A 19,801-nucleotide genomic window follows, 5' to 3' on the forward strand; every position below is an offset into this window, starting at 1 on the left:
CGGTCCCAGCCCCTGACCTGATCACGGAGGAGACGAAATGGAACTGACCAAAGTCGTGGACGAGTTGCTCTCCAAAGAGCAGATTCGGATGGCCTTCCTTACTTTCTGCCGCGGGTTGGACCAACGCGATTCGGCCATGGCAGCCAGTGTGTTCTTGCCCGACGCTGTGGACCACCACCCGCCCCTCGGTTCGTGGCCCGCGTCAGAGATGGAAGAGCGACTGATCGCCGCTTTCGATTCGATGTTCCTAGATTCCCAGTATTTCGCTGGGTTCCCTCAGGTTGAAGTCCGCGGCGAGACAGCTAAGTCCGAGACCTATGTGTGGTGTGCGAAACGTACCTACGACGAGGACGACCACGGCTATCGCTTCCAGCGGCTCTCCGGCATGGTCTATTTTGATGACTGGCGCCGAAGTGCAGGGACGTGGCTGATCTCTCGGCGACAGTTCGTGCCGGTGTGGGAGGTCTTCCACTCCATCGGGGCCGAGCCTGACGGCATCGCCCGGAACTATCGCGCGGTCTCCCGTGACGGCACGGAGGAAGCCGACGATTCGCTCAACTATCGGGCCGTTGCTGCCTCGTTCTGGACCCGCGATGAGTGATTCTCATGCGGATGTGGTGGTGGTCGGCTCCTCGGTCGGCAGCGCCCGTCTCGTCGAAGCTCTCCGCAAGGAGGACTGGGGGGGATCGATCCAGGTCATCACCAAGGAGGAAACTCCGTTCTACAACAGGCCCCCGCTGAGCAAGGAGTTCCTCCTTGAGGATCGTGAGGTCGACAGTATCTTGTTGCTCGACCGGGCCAAGCAGGAGTCCCTCGACCTCACCGTGACGACCGGCGTGGAGGCAGTTGGGCTGGACGTCGCCCGGCGTCAGGTGCAGACAACCAACGGCCTTTACACGTACGGCGAGCTCGTGCTGGCTACCGGTGCTGCTGCTCGTCCTCTTCCAGCGTTGGACGGCTACACCAATGTCTTCCAGTTGCGTGATGTCCATGATGCCCGGCGCCTTCGCGACGCATTGAAGGCAGCCCGATCAGCCGTCGTGATCGGCTTTGGTTTCATCGGCTGCGAGTTCAGTTCGGTTGCTCTCACCCTTGGGGTGGACGTCACCGTCATCGACTCCAGTTTGAAGCCCTACTCACACTTCGGCAGATACTTCTCCGATGCGCTGACCTCGATGCACCGCGACGAGGGCGCGAAGTTGATCCTCGGTTCGACGGTTACGAAGGTCAACGGTCTGGAGCGGGTGGAGAGCCTCGAGCTCGACTCTGGCGAGGTGATCGGCGGCGACCTGTTTGTTGTTGCCATCGGCGCCACGCCAGCCACTGACTGGCTCAAGGACAGCGCGTTGCAGATTGATGACGGTGTCTTGTGTGACGCGCGCTTGCACGCAGGCCCACACGTCCACGCCATCGGTGACATCGCGCGCTGGCCCCACCCCATCAGTGGCCGACTCACTCGGGTGGAGCACTGGACGAATGCGGTCGACCAGGCGGCCACCGTTGCTCACAACATTGCCTACCCTGCGGCTCAACGGGCCCACGCCGCCACCCCATATTTCTGGTCCACCCAGTTCGGCCGATCGATTCAATATCTGGGTTTCTTGGACAACTTCTCAGCCGAGGCGTGGCTGCGTTCTGAGAGGGGCGGGATCGCGGCCATCTTGGGCAAAGACGATCGAGTCCGAGGCGTGATCGGGATCGACGCCGCCACGGTGCTCATGCGTGCCCGCCCGCTGGTTGCTGAAGGAACGTCGTGGTCCGTCGGAATCAGTCGTGTGAGCGAGATCGCTGAGCGGGCCGGGTTCGAGTGGTTCTAGCCGTGCATCAACAAAGAAGGAGTCAGCTGTGAAGGTTGTAGTGGACCGAACGCTGTGCATCAGCAATGGGTTGTGCGTTGCCATCGCACCCCGCGTCTTCGACCTGGACGATCAGGGGTCCTTGGTGGTGATGGTCGAGGAGGGAGTGGAGTTGCCTGAGCAACTCGCGGAGGAGAAGCGCGCACTCCACGAGGCGGCTGCGAGTTGCCCTGTCGGGGCCATCAAGATTCAGGAGGGTGACAAGTGAAGACCATCGATGACCTGGTGTCCGGAGAACTGGACACGATGGACCCGGAATGGTGGAGCGACCCCTATCGTCACCTCGCAGACGCGCGCGATCGCGGCTGGTTGTTTCGGAGCCCGCGAGGATTCGAGGTCGTTCGCTACCAGCAGATGTTCACTTTGCTGCGCAACCGCAACATGTCCCAGGAGCACGTGCGCATGGCGCACCGCGCCGGGATCACTCACCCGGAGGTGCTCCGCTTTCGCACCAACTTCTTGATCAACACACTGGGCACAGACCACATCCGAATCAGGACGAGTGTGGGTGCTTACTTCGGGCATGAGAACGTGGCGGCGCTCCAGAGCGCCATCCGCGGGATCGTGGAGGACATCTTCGATGAAGTCGATGACCCACACAATGTGGAAATGGTCCGTGGTGTGTGCGAGCAGATTCCCGCCCGCACCTTCCTCTACATGATCGGGCACGACACCCGCGATGTGGAGATGGCCAACTTCATTGCGCAGGCCAGCGACTCAATTCTGAAGATCTTCCGTGAGGACGTCACGCTCAAGGACGAGGTCGAGCAGACCTACTTGAAGGTGTTCGAGTTGGTCCAGCGCATCATCGATGAACGTCGAGCCAGCTCCGCCGAACCACAAGGCGATCTGGTTGACCATGTGCTGTCGGCGCAGGACCGAGACACGATCACGGGCCAGGAGGCCTTCGACCTAATCGTGCTCGCTCTGGAAGCAAGTGTCGACAACACCTACACCCAGATGGTGCTCACCCTCAGCGCACTGTTGGAGAACCCCGACCAGTGGAACCAGTTGAAGCAAGCCAACGATGAGGCGCTGACTCGGCAAGCCATCGAGGAGGGGATCCGATTCCGTCCGCGCGTCATCGGGCAGCGTCGCACAGCCTATAGCCCCTTCGAGTTCGCTGATGTCCATGTCCCCGAGGGGTCGGACTTCTATTTGTCCGTGCTGAGCGCCCACCGAGACCCGGAAGCCTTTGAGAACCCCGACGTCTTCGACATCCATCGCACGATGACTCGACCGACGGTGATGTTCGGTGGCGGCATGACCGCTTGCATGGGCTCGGGTCTGGCCCGCTTGGAGATGCAAGAGTTCTTCGGTGTCCTGATGGATAGATACCCGAACGTTGCTTTGACGCGCCCGTGGTCCTATGAGTTTGTGGGAAGGACTGTCTGCGTTCCTGGCGAGATGTGGGTCAACCTCGATGGCTGACACACGCGCCGTGGACGATCTGGCGTTCTCCCCGAGCGCGCTGCGGGAGGCCATCGCCGCTGTCCCTAAGAGGGCTTGTTTGGGCGGCGATTGGGTTGTTTCCTCGGCGGGAGACTTCGAGGTCCTCGACCCCTCAAATGGGCAGTTGCTGGCGAGCGTGGCGGACTGCACTCCCCAACTGGGCGAGGAGGCACTCGCGATCGCCTCGGCGACTCAACAGTCCTGGGCAGACACGGCGCCGGAGTTTCGCGCGTCGATCCTTCGGCGAGCTCACGCTCTCTTGATTCGCCGCAGCGACGAGTTCGCCATGATCATCGCCGCAGAACTCGGCAAGCCGTTCGCCGAGGCCTTCGGGGAGGTTCGTTACGCCGGCGACTACCTGCTTTGGTTTGCCGAGGAGACCAGGCGCATTGGGGGCGCCTGGTCCATCAGCCCGGACGGGTCTAGCCGAATACTCACCATGCGGGGCCCGGTCGGCCCAACCCTCATGATCACGCCTTGGAATTTCCCCTTGGCCATGATCGCCCGCAAGGTGGCTCCGGCTATCGCCGCTGGGTGCACTGCCGTGGTCAAGCCCGCCGCGGAGACGCCACTCAGTGCGTTGGCTCTCGCGGATCTCCTGATCGAGTCGGGGCTTCCGCCCGGAGTTCTTAGCGTGCTGCCGACCAAGCATGCGGCAGCTCTCGTGGGGCCGTTGATGCGAGATGGGCGGCTGCGCAAGGTCACTTTCACGGGCTCGACCAGTGTGGGGCGTGGTCTGATGGAGCAGGCGTCGGAGCAGATCCTGAGAGTGTCGCTGGAGTTGGGCGGCAATGCCCCGTTCTTGGTCATGCAGGATGCTGACATGACGGTGGCGGTGGCTAGTGCGATGACAGCAAAGCTACGCAACTCCGGGCAGGCATGCACCGCGGCCAACCGCTTTTTGGTGCACTCCTCGCGGCACGAGGAGTTCGTGGAGCGATTTTCCGACGCCATGGACGCTGTGGTGATGGGGCCGGCGATCCATGCTGATGCGCAGTTGGGTCCGCTGATCTCCCTGCGAGAGGCGACCCGTGTGCACGCACTGGTTTCGCAGTCCGTGGAGAACGGGGCCCAAGTGACGACTAAGAGGAGGTGGGACCCTGAGGAGCCCAGTCGCTTCTTCCCGCCGACGGTGGTCGATGGCGTGTCCGCTGAAAGCACCCTCATGCACGAGGAAGTGTTCGGGCCGGTGGCCCCCGTGATCACCTTTGGGTCGGTGGAGGAAGCGCTGACCTTGGCCAACTCAACGCCTTACGGCTTGGCCAGTTATGTGATGACTCAAGACCAGCGCACTGCGCTGCACCTCTCGGAACGGCTTGAGGTGGGCCTGGTCGGAGTCAATCGCGGCTTGGTCTCTCACGCTTCGGCCCCGTTCGGAGGGGTCAAACAGTCTGGGCTGGGCCGCGAGGGAGGGGGTGAAGGCATCGAGGAGTATCTCGAGGTCAGAGCGATTTCCGTGGACGGCTGACACAGCCTCACCGCATCCGCGGCGTTACCTTCTGACCACCGATGCATGAGCGTTCGCGACCAGGGGCAGCAGAGCCTGACCTGGGACACGGCCGTGAGGATCGGCTCGACCACCGACATTCAGTTCAGCGAGATGCGTGGCCTGACCGGCAAGAACCTGGCCCGCTCCACGCACCAGCGCGCCGAGGTGCAGCACATGCTCGACGAGCAGGCCGAGTTGGCCATCGCCGACGGCGACTTCATCACCCCCGAGCCGCGCACCGCATGCCGGGCGATCGCCACCATGTGCACCTCCCTGCCATCGTGGTTCCGCACCGACGGACCGATCACCCCCGCGCACGTGGCGCGCAGCTATGCGACGTACGCCGTCGCGATCATGACAGCCGCGTCGTGCAACTGATTGTCGTCACCAGGAAGGTGGGATCGGCGGCGAGATCCAGCGGCACGGGGGACTCGAGCACCAACCATCGCCTCGGAGTCAGACGGCATGGTCTCGACGGTGGTCTCGGAAAGCCACGGTGACCCCGTCTTCGATGATGTCGCCGCCGAGGGTGAGGCCGTCCGGGCACGAGGTGAACCTGTCGGCCCGGACCGGGAACAGGAAGCAGGTGTCCCAACAGTGGGCATCGATGAGCTCTTGGGGGCTCCTCCTCGGGGTAGTCCTTGCTGTAGAGCCCTTCGGGGAAGTCAGCGGTCCAGTAGGGCTCCCAGCCCATCGCCTCCAGACGTTGCACCTCCCTTGACTCGCGCCTGATCTGGAACCGGATCTCGTCGGCCTCGGCGCGAGACATGCATGCCTCGCTGACCCACAGGTGCCCGGCGGCGCGGCATTCCTCCTTCGGCAACCCCTCGACGTCGATCTCGGCGTCGCGCAGGGCAGGGCCGGCGATCCCCGGTGGCGACTCCGCCGGCGCCTCTGCCCCTGTCCTGGCGACCAGCGCGACGGACAGGAAAGTGATCACCGCGATGACCACCAGCACCGGACCACCACGGCAACGGAACCGGCTCGCTGACGGTCGGGAGATCCCGCCGGTGCTGCCTGCCGTGCATCTGTCCACCTAGCGTGCGACCCGCGGCCGGCTTGCCCTGCCGCCTCACGGGTGCGTTCGATCAACGACCCCCGGCATCCAAGACGGTCAGGTGCGCCCAAGGTGGCGGATCGGGGAATCGCTGAGCAGGCTCACTCGTGCGTGCAGCGCTGGGTGTCCTCGGGGAACCCGAGATAGAGCGCGGTCTCGCCGTCCCCCTCGATCACCACCTGGGCCCAGGTGAGGGAGTCATAGCCGCCACCACTCAGGTGGGCGGTGCCGTCGGCGTCCACGGTGATCGTCCCGCCGCTGCCGAAGGAGTCCCCGGAGATGAACAGCGAGCCGGCATAGGTGAAGTTGCCGTCCGGCATGGCACCGGCCTGGGTGCCACCGGCGACGCCGGAGGACCAGCAGATCCACTCGCCGTCGGCCAGGTCGCCTCCACCAGTGGCGCCGGTTCCGCCCAACGGTGTCGGAGGAGGATTGCCGTCGAGGTCCCGGACGTGGATGTCGGCCTCCAGCGACGCGGTCCCGTCGGCGAGCTGCACCCGATACAGCTCTCCCTCGATGCCGAGAAAGGTGGCCGGCTCCCAGCTGCCCCAGACCTGCACCTCGATCGCCATGCCCGGGGTCCAGCCCTTGGCGCTGGGCTCATCCGAGGCAGGTCCTTCCACGCCCGGCTCGGCGGGATCGTCGGCTGGTTCAGCCGGCTCGACCGGGCCGTCCGAGCCGCCACCCGTGGGTGTCACCGGGTCGTCGTCGTTGCAGGCGGTCAGCGAGAAGGTGAGGCAGAAGACGGTGGCAGCGGCAAGGCAGCGGCTGCGCACGGAGGATCGGGACATTGCCGAAATCCTTCCGGTTCCAAGGTGCCGACGCCATGTCGGCTGGGAGAAACCTAGGCCCGCTCGCCCGCCGTGTCACTCGAATCGGCGTAAGTTTCCGGAGGATTCTCGCGGTCTCAGCGGGGCCGGACCACCAGCGACTGGGCCAGGGTCCCGATCGGACCGGTCTCGTCGTGCAGCACGGTGCTGGTCAGGCCCGCCCCGCTGGCGCCGAAGGAGACCGAGGTGTCGAAGCCGACCCATTCGCCCTGCGGGGTCGCGAACAGGTGCGCGGTCAGGTCCAGGTTGGGGAAGAGCACCTCACGCGGATCGGCACGCACCGTCATCCCGTTGGCGATGTCGACCAGGCGCATCGCCCGGGCCACCGGCCCCACTGGCTCGCCGGGGTCATGGGGGAGCAGTGGTACGTCGCTGCGCACCCAGAACCTGGCCCGTCCCGGCTCCTCCTGGTCACGGCGTACCTCGGAGGTGGCGATGAAGCCGCCACGCCACACGTCGCGGGCGGGCCACTCCTGCATCGCCTCGGGCCCCGGGATCGACGGCAGCGGCGTCGCAGCAATCGCGGACGTGTCACCGGGCTCGCTGAGCCACGCCCGCAACCGGAGTACGTCGCGTCCGTCGTAGGCCATCCGGGCCTCGATCAGTTCGATGGTGCGCCCGGGCCGCACCACCTCGACAGCCGTGGTCACCGGACCCACCGGCACCGTGCCGAGGATGTCGAAACTGAGCCGGGTGATCGCCAGCCCGGTGTGGCTGCGGTCGGTCTCGACCAAGTGGGTGAGCAGGCCCAGCGCCGGGGCGATGTGCTGCTCGGAGATGTTCCAGGCGCCGGAGGTGTGCTCGGTGGCGAGGAACGCATCCGGTCCGGTCCGCTCGAAGTACGACATGGCTCAGCACGGTAGCCGCCCGGCGGTGGTGCCTTCACAGGCCCCTGCGGATCCGGCCGTCCACCTCGGCGGGCTGCACCAGGACGCCACCACTGCCGCTGAAGACCAGGTGGCCGCCTGCGCCGGGATCGGGCGAGCCCAGTGGCGCAGGGCAGAGGGAAACAATCAGGTCGGCGGACCAGCACACCACCGCCTTCGGGGCCGCGAGGACAGGTCCGTCGTCGCACTGGAGATGGACCGGGGTCCCACGGGACTGGACGGCCACCTGTCCCGTGCCGGACAGGATCATGGTGAGCGGTCGATCCGAAATGACGGGACTCGTGCAGGTCGGTTCCACGTCCCACGAGAGGGTGTCAGTGAGGGCCAGGATGCGTGGCGCACTCACGCACAGTCGATCGTCCAGGATGTCGATGAGGTGGACCTCGGAGGCGTCCTCGGCGAGGTAGGCAGTGCCGTGGCCGGAGATCCGGATCAGGCCCAGGGCTTCGTGCTCGACAGTGACACTGCCCTGAAGGGCCACGATCGTCCCCGGACGAGCAAGCAGTTCACCCGGGCCGATGCTCGCCCTGAGCATCCTCGGGGTCTGCCGGACCATCAGGCCCCCTGCGTCGATCCCCTGCGAATGCTCACGGAGCAGGTCGCTGCTCAACATGGTGGATGCTCCTGGCTCGGTCCTGCCTTCGGATGATGGCCTCATGGAAGCAGGACTGGCTCACGGAACACTCACATCCCCGGCTCCCGGCCCCGACCGAGTCGCACCCGCTCCAGCCAGTGCGGTGCCTCCATCCGCAGGCAGGCTTCCTCCGCAGCCTCGAGGTGCTCGGCAGCATGCTCCTCATCACCGAGCATGCGGGCGAGCAGGCCGAGGTAGAGGTCAACCGGTCCGGCATTGATGGTGCCGTTGTGCGCGATCAGGCCACGGTGCGGGAGCAGCGCGGCATAGATGGCCCGCGCCGCGACCGTGTCCCCGAGCGCCTCGCTGACCATGCTCAGGTAGGCCATCGCGTGCAACCAGAGCATGTCCAGCGGCAACTGCGCGAAGTCCCGAGCGACGAAGTTATCCAGGATCTTCGCCGCATCGTCATGGCGCCCGACCGTGGTCAGCGCCAGCGCATAGGCCGCCTGCCACGACGGAATGCCGCTGGCCTGGCTGTGGGCCTGCTCCTCGATCTCGTCGAACAGCTCGGGCAACCGGCCGTCCAGCAGACGGAAGGTGAAGAGCTGGCCGGCAAACCAGGTGAAGGCATCCGGTTGGCCCGTCTCGGTCCCCAGCTCGTACGCCGCGATCGCCTCGGCCTCTGCCTCCTCGATCCGTCCGCGGGTGGCCAGCCGCATGGCGTGCCAGGTGCGCGCCATCCACAACCGGGCGGGCTGGTGCAGCTTCTCGCCGAGCTCGAGGGCCTGGTCCAGCGCCTGGTCGGAGACGGTGAACTCGCCGAGGGTGGCCGTCGCCTGGGCCAGGCCGATGGTCGCGTTGAGCCGCAGGCCAGGATCGGCCCGCCTGCGGGAGAGGCGGAAGATGCGCTCACTGAGGTCCACACACGCGCGGGGGTCGCTGAAGGTCGCGTAGGTGACCGCATAGCAGTGGGAGAGCGTGAAGCCGAGGAGTTCTTCGTCCCCGAGCTGCTCGGCGAGCTCGAGCGCTGCCGAGGCGCGCCGGGCCACCTCGCTTCGTTGAGCCGGGTCACGGACGTTCTCCAGCGCCCACGAGGCCAGGAGCTGGCAGCGCAGATGGGCGTCGTCGGGATCGCAACGGTCCATCGCTGCCTCGATGATCGCGATCCGTTCATGGTCCACGGCCGCCGTGCTCGACCACCATCCCCGGCTGTTGGCGACTGCTGCTGCAGCCAGGTGGTGCGGGTCGCCATCGCGCAGGGCGAGGCGACCGGCCTTGAGCAGGACTTCCCGGAAGCCGGGGTTGCCGCTGCGGAACAACGCGGTGCCCAGCGCGATCATCAGTTCGCACTGATCGGCGACCGGGGAACTCCCCGGCAGCAGTTCGAGCGCGTCCTGGTAGTGATCCGCGGCAACCGCGGGGGCCTGCTGCTCCATGGCCTTGTCGCCGGCGCTGCGCAGGTAGCGGATAGCCCGCTCCGGGCCTTCGCCATCCGGTGTCGAAGAGATCGACAGGGTGAAGTGGTGGGCGAGCTGGGTGGCGTCGGCGAGTCCGGGCGAGTCGAGGCGGGCCTCCAGGGCTTCGGCGATCCGATGGTGCAGGAGACCACGTCGCAGGGGTGGGATCTCGTCGTACAGCGCCGACCGGACCACGTCGTGGGAGAACGCCCATTGCGCGCCGGAGTCGTTGGTGGGCTTGATCAGCCAGGCCGCTTCCGCGGCCGCGAGCCCGGATTCGATGTCTGCCGGACTCCTGCGGGAGGCATCGGCCAGCAGGTGAACGTCGAAGGTGGCTCCCTGCACCGAGGCAATCTCGATGAGGGGGCGTACGCCGTCGGGCAGGCGGGCCAGCCTGCCCCGGATCACTTCGCGTACGCCGACGGGCAAGCGGCCCAACCCCGGGGCCGTCGTGTCGATCCCGTCCTCGATGATGTTGCGGATGAGCTCGACGACGAAGAGCGGGTTTCCCCCGGAAGCCGTCGTCAGCCAGGCGACGAGGTCGGAACGGTCACGTGCAGCGGCGGGACTCCCGAGCCCCTGCAGATCGACCAGGGAAGCGACATCCGCCTCCCTGAGGCGACTGACCGACACCGTGCTCACTGCGCCGGACTGCTGGACAAGGTGACCCAGCAGGTCACTGGTGGACCCGGACTGCAGGTGCTCCCGATCGCGCAACGTGGCCAGCAGGAGAGTGCGCATCCGGCGAGGACTGTGGGTCAGGTGGCGCACCAGCAGGACCGTCGGTCGGTCCGCCCACTGCAGGTCGTCGAGGAGCAGGGTGAGTGGCGCGGTCCTGCTGGCAACTGCCAGCCAACCAGCAACAGCGTCGAAGGTGCGATACAGCTCGGTCTGCGGGTCGGAGCGCAACGGGGCAGAGAGACCCGCCGGCAGGCGCTCCGCCAGGTCAGGCACGATCCGCGCGAGCTCGGCCGGATAGGGACCCAGCGCCCGCGCCAGGGGCGTTCCTGTCAGGCCCTCGACATGGGCACGGATCATCTCCGCGAACGGCTGGTAGGGGACGGTCATGAACTCGTCGCAGCGCCCGAAGAGCACCGGGCTCCCGCCGCGGACGCGCTCGTCGGCGAACTCTGCGGCGAGCCGGGTCTTCCCGATGCCGGGCTCGCCGGTGATCGTCACCAGGTGGAGGCCGTCGTCCGCGGTCGCACAGGCTTGCCGGATCAGTGCCAGTTCGCGGTCGCGCCCGGTGATGGGGGTGCTCAGGAAACGACCGATCGCCGGAGCAAGGCTGACCTCTTCGGGGGCGGTCGCGGTCAGGGTGGTCGCCCGGAGCAGCCGTTGGTGGAGCGCGGTCAGGGCCGGTCCGGGTTCGCTGCCCAGTTCCTCGACAAAGGTGTCCCTGGCTCGGTGATAGCAGGCCATGGCTTCGCTGAGCCGGTCGGACTGCTGCAGCGAGCTGATCAGTTGGTGCCAGGTGTGCTCCTCCAGCGGGAACTCCTCGAGCCGTGCATAGAGACCGGGGATGACATCGCCGGGACGCCCCAGGCGCAGCAACGCCGTCACCCGGTCCGTCGTGGCCCGTTGCCGCAACTCCTCGAGTCGCACCACGCTCGGTTGGAGCGCGAGCACGTGGGCCAGGTCGGCAAGGGCCGGGCCACGCCACAGGTCCAGCGCTTCGTCGAACATCTTCAACGCTTGTCCGGGGTCGTCCTGATCGAGGCGTGCCCTGCCGGAGGCGACGAGTTCACTGAACTGCACCGCGTCGAGGTCGAACTCGCTGGTGTCGATGCGATAGCCACCCGGCCCCAGTTCGATCGGCACGGGGAGCATGGAACGCAGCCGTGAAACGTGTGCCTGCAATGCGTGTCCGTGGTCGCGGTCGGGGCTTGAGCCGCCCCACATCGCCTCCTGCAGGCGGGCGACCGAGACGGCCTGTCCTTCGGCGAGGATCAGGGTGGCGAGCAGGACCCGCTGCTTGATGCCTCCGAGCTTGAGCTGCTTCCCCGCGACCCGGAGGCCGAGGGGCCCAAGGATCTGGGCGCGCATCATGGAACCATCCGCTTTCTACGAGTCGATCGTCACCCGGTGCTCGAGGATCACCCGCCCATCGACTGGAAGGTGACGTCGCTCGGCACGGCGAAGACCGAGTCGTCACCGGTGTATTCCTCACACGACACGTTGTCCCCCACGGCATGTTGCTCGAACGCCTCGGGGGTGAACTGATCGAACTGTGCGGCGAAGGACTCGTTGAGTGCTTCCCCGTCGAACTTGATGCCCATCGGCATGCCGCCGCCCCAGATGTAGCTCTCCCGGTCGAGCTTGAGCATGTGCATGGTGCCCTCGGGGGCGTCGACCTCCATCCGCAGATGGGCATCGCCTGTGACATAGGCGACGCCGTGGTGGCCTTCCTGTTCGAAGGTGCACCGGATGGTCAGATCGCCCGCGAAGGCCTTCTGGACGAGTGCGTCCCCGTCCTCAGCCGGGGACGGGGGGTCCATGTCAGCGTCGGTCGGGTCGGCGGACGCCTCCGCGCCCGGGTCGGTGTCGTCCGGAGCCTCGCCGGGCGCGACCTGCCCGGATTGCCCGTTGGACTCCCCAGGCGGATCCGTCGAGTCGTCGTCACACCCGGCCAGGACAGAAACAGAGATGATCAAGACGCAGGCAGGGACCAGGCGAGCGAGACGCGATGTCTGCATGGGGCTTCCTTCGATCAGGTGGCGGCGGAACCATTCATCTCACCACACCCCGCTCACATGGGGCTCACATGAGGCTGCATCACCGGATCAGGAGCACTCCTGACGTGAGTATTTGAAGCCGCCGGTGACGCTCACCTGGTCACCGTTCTTGTTGCTCAACGTGGCCTCGAACGTGCCACTCAGGAACCCTGCGGTGGAATAGTCGCTGGCAATGCCCCGCTCCTCGCCGGTGGAGCCATTCTCGGTGATCGTCACCGTCGCCGCGCCCTTGTATGCCGGCGCGACGTCGGGGATCCACAGTTGCATCCCGCTGGTGAGGATGCCCCGGTCCTCGTCGACCAGCGGCAGGGTGAAGGTGCCGGTCGCTCCGCCGGAGATCTCGTCGTTGAAGCTGATGTCGAGGGTGTAGGCAGGAGCGTTGGGTGGCGGGGTCCCATAGGTCTCCAGGGCGTTGACGACCAGCGCGATCCTGGTGTCGGAGGTGTAGTAGAGAAGCATGCTCAGCTCACCCTCGCGCTGGTCACGGCCGTAGGTGCTGCCCGCCTCGAACTTGTGTTCGAAGGGCGCTCCGGTGTTCTCCTCTGACATCGGCGGCACGGTGGACCCCACGGACGGTTCACTCCCGAGATAGTCCTGTGCCGAGCCACTCCAGGTGAGATCGATCGAGCAGCCGGAGGCCTTGCGGCCCTCGAGCTGGATCGTGGGAGCGTGCTCGGAGACCTCGACGCCGTCGCGGAGCAGACGGACGTCGATGGTGAGGTCGTTGTTGTCATCGGTCAGGTCGTGGTCGAGTTGCACGGGGAACCGCAGGCGGTCGACCCCGCCCAGGTCCTCGAAATCGTCCAACCTCCACTGGTGCTCCCAGATGCCCGAGAGCGTGCCACCACTGATCCGGGCGCGGACCGCATAGCGGTCCACCTCGTCGGGATCCACGCCGTGCACCGTGAGCACGATCGGCGCACGGTCCGGCTTGCCGTCACCCTCGGTGCCGTCGATGTGGACGATCTCGCCGTTGGCCAGGCGGGACAAGGCCTGCGGATGGGTCGCCTCGACCTCGACACTGCGCAGTTGGACCTTGCGCACGGAGTGGGCGCCGTAGCCACCACTGCCGTCGGAGACCCGGACCTCCCACGGCATTTCCTTCTCGAGGATCTCCCGGGTCACGTCGAAGGGAAGCTCCACGTCGGTGAGTTCGAGGATCCAGGTGGCCCAGTCCTCGTGGTCGCTCGGCTGCATCACTGCCTGGCTGAGCGTGAAGGTCTCGGGGAACTTCTTCTTGTCCAGGAAGACGGTGAGTTCGGCCTCGCCCTCCTTGCCGGTTGCGACGCCGATGACCTCCAGGCGCAGCTTGTCCAGGATGTCCTCCTCGCCGTCGCCGATGGTGCCGGTCCAGTCCAACTTGGTGCCGGTCGCGATCCGGGTCTGTGCATCGACGAAGCTGGTGACGGCGTCCAGGATCCGCAGGTCGGCCCCGACCCAGGTGAAGTGCGCCTGGTTGACCAGGTTGACGCCGCCGTTCTCGACGTTCCCGCCGCGGAAGGTGGTGTAGCCGTCCATCTCCAGCGCATGCATGGCCGTGCCCACGTCGACGCCCTGGCTCATGAAGCGCCAGAACCACGAGGCAGTGAAGGCCGCGTGCCTGACCTCGACGTTCTCGTCCCACCCGAGGTAGGCGCTGCCGGAGCCGGCAATCGTCCGGCCCGTGTATGGCTTCTCCGAGGACTTGCACCAGTCGGCAAGGAAGACGGTGCCACGCAGGCCGGCCGGGTAGTTGATCTGCCAGAACTCCGCCGTGACGATCGAGACCAGCTCGTCCGGGTTCGAACGGTTCCTCTGCTGGAGGGGATAGTCGAGCATGCTCCAGGTGAGCTCCCGCCCGGTGTCGACGCCCTGTGGGATGTCGACCAGGTCATCCATCGTGGCCTTGTGGAGGGTGCTGGGCATGTCGATCAGGTGCTTGAGCCGGGGGCCGGCGAAGCCATCGGGTGTCCCGTGGGTGGAGATGTGGATGACCTGGTAGGAACCCAGGTCCATGAGCGCTTCGTAGAAGCCGACGTCGGCCCCGGCGCGGCCGTCGATGTAGGTGACCTCGCCCAGCTTCGTCGACTCCTGGTCCAACTGGCGCGCATAGTCCTTGCCGCTGGCCTCACCAGCCATCGGGCCGAGGGGCTCGAGCAGGAGCGCACGCCGCGGCTGCCCGATGTCATGGCCCTGGGCCGGGGTCCCGGCGGGTTGGTAGGCGATCGGGGTGACGTGGATCGAGCCGGTCCCGCCCGGCGCCTGCTCGAACGATGCACCCTCGAAGGCTGCACCGTCGGGCTCGCTGGCCGGGGGCTCCGGCGGTGCCGGCGGGAGCTCGAGGTCCAGGTCATCGGTGCCCACGTAGTAGGTGGGCTTCGTGTAGAGGTGGTGGGGTCGGCCGCCGTCGAGGCGGAAGATGACCTCGCCCTCCAACTCGTCGAGGGCGAGCACGCGCTCGTCGTCGCGCAGCAGCTGCACCATCCGGGTGGTGTCACCCTCGTCCTCGACGAACAGGGCCTCGGCCTCGGCGCCGAGCTCATGGGTGGCGTCGAAGACCTCCTGTGGTACGTCGTTCAGGTCACACGGGAAACCCTCGACCATGCAGGGGGTCTGCTCCTCGTGCGTGGCCTCGGGATCCTCGCTCCCGCAGGCAGCGAGCATGGCCGTGGCGAGGACCAGCCCCAGCACGCCTCTGCGGGCGCGCAGAAGGAATCGTCGTGGTGCCATCTCCTCGTCCCTCCTCCTGGTCCGCCAGGCTCAGAACCGGGATCGTAGTTGGCGCCGCTCACGCCATGCTCACATGCCGTCGCGCACCTGGTCCGAGTCGACGATGTGAGTGGCGTGTGAGTGGCGCCTGCTGGAGTTGTCAGGACCCGACCACCCGGAGGAATCATGAGCCCGAAACTGACTGGAGTTGCCGTCGCAGCCCTCTCCATGGCCCTGTCCTTTGCCCTGGCAGCCTGCGGCTCGGAGGGCGGAGGTGAACAGGGCAACGGCGGTGCCGCGAACTCCGATTTCAAGAACGCCGGCGATCCTGGTGCGCGAAACCTGCCCAGCGGATTCCCTGAGGATGTGCCGGTCCCCGCCGGTGAGCTCAGGAACGGCTCCGCTGTCGGCGACGTTGGTTGGCGGCTGATGGTGGCGGTGCCACTCGACGCCGATGCGGAAGCGTTGAAGGCGGAATACACCACGCTCTATGAGGATGCTGGATTCACCGTGACGAACGAGGGAACCAGCAGCAACCTGCAGGCAACCAACAGCGACTGGCGAGTCGACCTGGTGGTGCGCCCGCCGACGATCACCGTCCAGGTCCTGGACTACTGAGTCCGTCAGCTGCCCTGCCAGTTTCCGCAAAACCCGGAAACCCCCCTGCGAACGTTGTTACGGTGCGATGAGTCGGGTGAGAGGACCGTGTGGTGCTGGACGTGTTCGTGCTGGGGTCCATGCGAGCCACGTTGGACGGGCAGGGCCAACGGGTGCGCGGCGACAAGCAACGGGCGCTCCTGGCGTTGCTGGTCCTCGCCCAGGGACGCGAGGTGCCGGCGAAGCAGTTGATCGCAGAACTGTGGCCCGCAACGGCGCCCCGGAACCCGGGCCATGCACTCCAGGCGCAGGTCTCCAGGCTGCGCTCTGCCCCGGGGGTCGAGATCGATTTCCTCGACCATGGATACCGCGTCGACCCGGCGACGTTCCACACCGATGCCACCCGGTTCGAAGACCTCTGCGAGCAGGCCGGTTGGTTGCTCGCAGAGGGCGCTCGCGCCGAGTCGGCAGAGTGTTTGCGCGAGGCGCTGGGCCTGTGGCGCGGCGATGCCTTCGAGGGCCTGCACGAGATCGTCGCGCTTCAGCTCGAATCCGCGCGCTTGGCGCGGCTACGCCAGGCGGCATTGTCGGATCGTGTCGATCTGGACCTTGCCATGGGGCGGGCGAGTGCGGTCGTCGACGAGCTCCACGTGCTGGTCGGCGAGCAGCCACTCCTGGAACGCCACTGGAGCCAGTTGCTCACTGCCCTCTATGCCACGGGCAAGGCGCCGCAGGCGCTGGATGCCTTCTCGCGCGCCCGTGAAGTGTTCGTGGACAGGCTGGGGGTTGAGCCGAGCGGTGAGCTTCGCGCACTGCACCTGAAGATCCTGCGGGAGGAGCCCCCCGCTGCGCTCCTTCGGTTCCCGGTCGAGACTCCGGTTCTCAGCGCGGGTCGCGGGCGGCACCGCATGTGAGCGCGGCGTGAGCGGAGCCTGTCACGGTCGTTGCTCACCATTGCGTCCATCGCGTACGTCGCGCGAAGAGGAGGAACTTGCCCCATGAAGCGCTCTGCTCTTGCCCACACCGCGGCAACCCTGCTCTGTGTGGCCCTGCTCGGTGGTTGCGGATCGGACGGTCCCGACGATCCGCTGGGCGTCGACGAGGATGCGTTGGAGGAGGCATTGCGTGGCGCCCAGTCGCTGGACGAGCAGGATGCGGAACCGGCGGGGGAGGACCAACCGGATGGCGGTGAGTTCAAGCCGATCGAGTTCCTCCTGCCCGAGACCTCGGTAGAGCCCGACGGCTTCCACACGATCCCGGCGATCTGCGATGCGGAGGCCCAGGCGAACGAGTACCGGGCCTGGCTTGCCTTCGCGGTGCCCGACGACTGGGAAGCCGCGGGCAGGACCGGTGGATCTTCCTCGCCGCTCAGCGAAGGCACCACGGTCCGATTCGGGACCGGCAGTGACCGTGCGAGCGTCGACCTCCACGGCGACACGATCCTGCCGGATGGACAGATCAGTGACGGTCAGGGAGAAGTCTGGACCACCTTCGACTACGACTACCGGGTCGGCGACGTCACCGGGACCGTCGTCTACGAGGAGTTCGCCACGGTCTCGCTGGACGGCCAGCTGGTGACGGTGCTGGTGGCGCACCACGAACAGGCTCCGGACCTGCTCAAGGTCGACGAATACAAGGCCAGGATCCGGACGGCGAACATCTATGGCCGCTGGCTCGACGGCAGTGTCTATCCCGCGTCCATGGTCGTGACCATCGAGCCCACCAAGGAGGCGAAGAAACTCGACGAAGCGGTGGTGGCCGGCATCATCGGCTCGTTCTCGATGCCCGAGTGTGCCCGGCAGCTCACCGTGGTGGAGGAGGAGCTGCACCAGGGCCGGGACGTCGACGGGGACGGCAAGGTCGCCACCACCGAGGACTACATGGAGTTGCGCCGCTGAAGCAGCGCTCCGTCGGAGCGCAAGCTTCTTCACCCTGTCGTCACAAACTGCCCTCGCATCATGTGAGCGGCATGTGAGCGGCATCGCTTAGGAAGTAGCGCGGGTGTGACGTGCACAGTCCGCCTAGTGACCAGTCAGTGGCCTCAGAGGTTGTCGCCGCTCCCCAACGATGTGAAGGACACTCCGTGAAGCACCGAACAGCAGCAGCCAAGCCGCATGAGCCAAGCCAATCAGGAGCACGCCGGCGGCCGGCCGCTCGCGGACCCCGTCGCATCATGGGACTCGTGGCGGCATCGGCGCTCATGCTCGGCAGCGGCCTGGCGATGGCGCTACCAGCCACAGCGGGCCCGGCCGATCCGATCACCATGCCGGACGACAACCTGCGTGCCTGCATCAATGCGGACCTCGGGCAGGGAGCCAGTGACCCGATCACCGAGGCTCAGGCCGCTGGCATCACCGAAGTGGACTGTCCGACCATGGGCATCACCGATATCACCGGGCTGGAAACCATGTCCAACCTGACAGAGGTGCGGCTCTTCAACAACAGCGTCTCCGATATTTCGCCCTTGTCGGGCCTCGCGGACCTGGCAGTGTTGTATTTGATCAGCAATAGCGTCACCGATATCTCGCCCTTGTCGGGCCTGACAGGCCTGACAGTGTTGTACTTGAACAGCAATAGCGTCACCGATATCTCGCCCCTGTCGGGCCTCACAGACCTGACTAGCCTGTATTTGACCAACAACAGCATCACCGATATCTCGGTGTTGTCCGGCCTTCAGAATCTGAACTTCCTCTTGGTCGGCAACAACAACATCGCTGATCTCTCACCTGTGGCAGGCCTGAGCAACCTGAGATATCTGCATGCGGAAGCCAACGTCATCACCGACATTTCCGTGCTGTCGAGTCTGACGAGTTTGACCAACCTGTGGCTGCAAAATAATGGCATCACGAACATCTCACCACTGGCCGGGATGACGAACCTGACGAATCTGCGTGTAGAAGACCAGTCGGCCAGCGTCCCGACAACCGAACTCGGTGCCACCACCACGAATCCGGTGGCTGACGTGGCCGGCGATGCGGTGCCGGTGACCTCAACGGATTCCGGGTTCAGCTACGACTCGGCCACCAATGCGTGGACGTTCGCGGCCAGAGGCAACAAGAGCCTGGCCTGGAGCACATCGGTGGCGATCGGCACGGTCACCGACGCCACGTTCTCCGGCACGATCAGCCAGCGGATCTCGTTTGCCCAGGCCGTGCCGGAGGACCCTGCGGTCGTGCAGACCACCTGCATGAACGGCGATGTCGTCTACCCGCAGATCACCCTGCCGGACACCGAGGGCATCACGTACACCATCGTCGGTGACGTGGCTCCCGGCGAGACGGTCACCATCGAGGCCGTCCCGGCCGACGACGATCACGCCATCTACGTCGATCCGGCCAGTGATTGGGTCGATGCATCTGGTGATCACATCTACGCCACCTTGGAGATCACCCTCGATGACCCGGACTGCGATGCGCCCGCGCCGAGGGTCATTGATGCACCCAATGGCGATCTTCCGGTCGATGACCCCTGTGGTCCGGACAACGCCACGTGGGTGCTGCCCACGGGTGCGGACGTTCCGGTCGGCTTCACCTGGAAGGTCAACGCTGATGGTCTGCTGACCGCCGAGGCCAATGACGGCTACGTGTTCTCCGACCCCAGCGGCAACCTCGACCCCATGCTCCGCGAATACGGCTACGCGCCGGACACCAACCAAGCATGTCCGGCCAGCTCTGGCGCCGACGGTGACGACAGCGATCAGATCGAGACCACCGGCCATACCCTGCCGAACACTGGTGGCCCCGGCGCTACCGCAGGCATCCTCGGTGTCGCGCTCTTGGGCATCGGTGGACTGATGGTCCTGACCGGAAGGACGCGCCGCCAGCGAGCGTAATCGCTGGCTCGCCTGGACGGTCTTCGCCGGGGTTCGACTCCCCGGCAGGCACTGCACCACCCCGATCGGTGTTCGTCATTTCTCCAACGATCCACAGCGAGGCACCGCATGACAACAGCGCCGCGAGGCCTACGGCAGCAGGCTTTACCTTGGCTGACGGCTGCTGTCCTCGTGTTTGGGGTGGCCGGGTGCGGTGGCTCTGACGATGACGAGAGCTCCAACACAGCGGGCACTTCCACGTCATCGGACGACCCCTCGTCCAGAACGGGCCCCGACACCGACACCGAGGACGAAGCCGACGACTCCGCTCCGGTTCTGGACCATGAGGAAGCCTTGGCCGCTGG

Annotated in this window: 16 protein-coding genes; 10 read left to right on the plus strand and 6 right to left on the minus strand. The window is 66.1% G+C overall.

Annotated features, from left to right (window positions below; translation table 11 throughout):
- The first annotated feature begins 37 nt into the window (after positions 1-37).
- Genes Q9R27_RS00775 through Q9R27_RS00800 form a run of 6 tightly spaced genes read left to right on the plus strand, consistent with a single transcriptional unit; the run spans position 38 to position 5,175 of the window.
- Positions 38-601 carry a nuclear transport factor 2 family protein gene (locus Q9R27_RS00775; RefSeq protein ID WP_311250415.1) on the plus strand — a complete coding sequence of 188 codons (564 nt, stop codon included), beginning with the start codon at positions 38-40 and terminating at the stop codon, positions 599-601.
- A complete protein-coding gene (locus tag Q9R27_RS00780; RefSeq protein ID WP_311250416.1) occupies positions 594-1,817 on the plus strand; it encodes an FAD-dependent oxidoreductase in 1,224 nt (407 codons plus the stop codon). Before Q9R27_RS00775 ends, Q9R27_RS00780 begins: the two co-directional genes overlap by 8 nt.
- A 28-nt stretch (positions 1,818-1,845) precedes the next feature.
- Positions 1,846-2,064 carry a ferredoxin gene (locus tag Q9R27_RS00785; protein WP_311250417.1) on the plus strand — a complete coding sequence of 73 codons (219 nt, stop codon included), beginning with the start codon at positions 1,846-1,848 and terminating at the stop codon, positions 2,062-2,064.
- Positions 2,061-3,287 carry a cytochrome P450 gene (locus Q9R27_RS00790; protein ID WP_311250418.1) on the plus strand — a complete coding sequence of 409 codons (1,227 nt, stop codon included), beginning with the start codon at positions 2,061-2,063 and terminating at the stop codon, positions 3,285-3,287. Before Q9R27_RS00785 ends, Q9R27_RS00790 begins: the two co-directional genes overlap by 4 nt.
- A complete protein-coding gene (locus Q9R27_RS00795; protein WP_311250419.1) occupies positions 3,280-4,776 on the plus strand; it encodes an NAD-dependent succinate-semialdehyde dehydrogenase in 1,497 nt (498 codons plus the stop codon). Before Q9R27_RS00790 ends, Q9R27_RS00795 begins: the two co-directional genes overlap by 8 nt.
- Positions 4,777-4,821: 45 nt before the next feature.
- A complete protein-coding gene (locus Q9R27_RS00800) occupies positions 4,822-5,175 on the plus strand; it encodes a hypothetical protein (protein WP_311250420.1) in 354 nt (117 codons plus the stop codon).
- Between the two features lie 780 nt (positions 5,176-5,955).
- On the opposite strand, the gene Q9R27_RS00805 is transcribed toward Q9R27_RS00800, so the two are convergent.
- The 6 genes from Q9R27_RS00805 to Q9R27_RS00830 all read right to left on the minus strand — a co-directional run bounded on the left by Q9R27_RS00805 (position 5,956) and on the right by Q9R27_RS00830 (position 15,049).
- Positions 5,956-6,645: a hypothetical protein gene (locus Q9R27_RS00805; RefSeq protein ID WP_311250421.1), complete on the minus strand. Its 690-nt coding sequence runs from the start codon at positions 6,643-6,645 to the stop codon at positions 5,956-5,958.
- A gap of 116 nt (positions 6,646-6,761) precedes the next feature.
- Positions 6,762-7,532, minus strand: a complete 771-nt coding sequence (locus tag Q9R27_RS00810) for a thioesterase family protein (RefSeq protein ID WP_311250422.1) — start codon at positions 7,530-7,532, stop codon at positions 6,762-6,764.
- A gap of 34 nt (positions 7,533-7,566) precedes the next feature.
- Complete coding sequence (locus Q9R27_RS00815; protein WP_311250423.1) at positions 7,567-8,184, minus strand: AIM24 family protein; 618 nt, start codon at positions 8,182-8,184, stop codon at positions 7,567-7,569.
- Positions 8,185-8,255: 71 nt separating this feature from the next.
- Complete coding sequence (locus tag Q9R27_RS00820) at positions 8,256-11,654, minus strand: BTAD domain-containing putative transcriptional regulator (RefSeq protein ID WP_311250424.1); 3,399 nt, start codon at positions 11,652-11,654, stop codon at positions 8,256-8,258.
- Positions 11,655-11,701: 47 nt separating this feature from the next.
- Positions 11,702-12,301, minus strand: coding sequence for a hypothetical protein (locus Q9R27_RS00825; RefSeq protein WP_311250425.1), 600 nt, complete (start codon positions 12,299-12,301; stop codon positions 11,702-11,704).
- An 87-nt stretch (positions 12,302-12,388) separates the two neighbouring features.
- Positions 12,389-15,049 (minus strand): hypothetical protein, encoded by a 2,661-nt coding sequence (locus Q9R27_RS00830; RefSeq protein WP_311250426.1) that lies wholly within the window; start codon positions 15,047-15,049, stop codon positions 12,389-12,391.
- A 165-nt stretch (positions 15,050-15,214) separates the two neighbouring features.
- Here Q9R27_RS00830 and Q9R27_RS00835 point away from each other — a divergent pair, with 165 nt between their 5' ends.
- From Q9R27_RS00835 to Q9R27_RS00850, 4 genes are all read left to right on the plus strand, one after another.
- A complete protein-coding gene (locus Q9R27_RS00835; RefSeq protein ID WP_311250427.1) occupies positions 15,215-15,646 on the plus strand; it encodes a hypothetical protein in 432 nt (143 codons plus the stop codon).
- 89 nt (positions 15,647-15,735) lie between these two features.
- A complete protein-coding gene (locus tag Q9R27_RS00840) occupies positions 15,736-16,539 on the plus strand; it encodes an AfsR/SARP family transcriptional regulator (RefSeq protein ID WP_311250428.1) in 804 nt (267 codons plus the stop codon).
- Between the two features lie 84 nt (positions 16,540-16,623).
- Positions 16,624-17,523, plus strand: coding sequence for a hypothetical protein (locus tag Q9R27_RS00845; RefSeq protein WP_311250429.1), 900 nt, complete (start codon positions 16,624-16,626; stop codon positions 17,521-17,523).
- Between the two features lie 284 nt (positions 17,524-17,807).
- Entirely contained in the window at positions 17,808-19,457 is a 1,650-nt protein-coding gene (locus Q9R27_RS00850; RefSeq protein ID WP_311250430.1) for a leucine-rich repeat domain-containing protein, read from the plus strand.
- Positions 19,458-19,801 lie beyond the last annotated feature (344 nt).

The organism is Nocardioides sp. AE5 (assembly GCF_031844485.1).
In the GTDB taxonomy this organism is placed as follows: Bacteria; Actinomycetota; Actinomycetes; order Propionibacteriales; family Nocardioidaceae; genus Nocardioides.

Bases quoted from the DNA above. Each gene is read 5' to 3' on its own strand.
- Q9R27_RS00775 (WP_311250415.1), top strand. From the start codon at position 38: ATGGAACTGACCAAAGTCGTGGACGAGTTGCTCTCCAAAGAGCAGATT.
- Q9R27_RS00780 (WP_311250416.1), top strand. From the start codon at position 594: ATGAGTGATTCTCATGCGGATGTGGTGGTGGTCGGCTCCTCGGTCGGC.
- Q9R27_RS00795 (WP_311250419.1), top strand. From the start codon at position 3,280: ATGGCTGACACACGCGCCGTGGACGATCTGGCGTTCTCCCCGAGCGCG.
- Q9R27_RS00800 (WP_311250420.1), top strand. From the start codon at position 4,822: ATGAGCGTTCGCGACCAGGGGCAGCAGAGCCTGACCTGGGACACGGCC.
- Q9R27_RS00805 (WP_311250421.1), bottom strand. From the start codon at position 6,645: ATGTCCCGATCCTCCGTGCGCAGCCGCTGCCTTGCCGCTGCCACCGTC.
- Q9R27_RS00810 (WP_311250422.1), bottom strand. From the start codon at position 7,532: ATGTCGTACTTCGAGCGGACCGGACCGGATGCGTTCCTCGCCACCGAG.
- Q9R27_RS00815 (WP_311250423.1), bottom strand. From the start codon at position 8,184: ATGTTGAGCAGCGACCTGCTCCGTGAGCATTCGCAGGGGATCGACGCA.
- Q9R27_RS00820 (WP_311250424.1), bottom strand. From the start codon at position 11,654: ATGATGCGCGCCCAGATCCTTGGGCCCCTCGGCCTCCGGGTCGCGGGG.
- Q9R27_RS00825 (WP_311250425.1), bottom strand. From the start codon at position 12,301: ATGCAGACATCGCGTCTCGCTCGCCTGGTCCCTGCCTGCGTCTTGATC.
- Q9R27_RS00830 (WP_311250426.1), bottom strand. From the start codon at position 15,049: ATGGCACCACGACGATTCCTTCTGCGCGCCCGCAGAGGCGTGCTGGGG.
- Q9R27_RS00835 (WP_311250427.1), top strand. From the start codon at position 15,215: ATGAGCCCGAAACTGACTGGAGTTGCCGTCGCAGCCCTCTCCATGGCC.
- Q9R27_RS00845 (WP_311250429.1), top strand. From the start codon at position 16,624: ATGAAGCGCTCTGCTCTTGCCCACACCGCGGCAACCCTGCTCTGTGTG.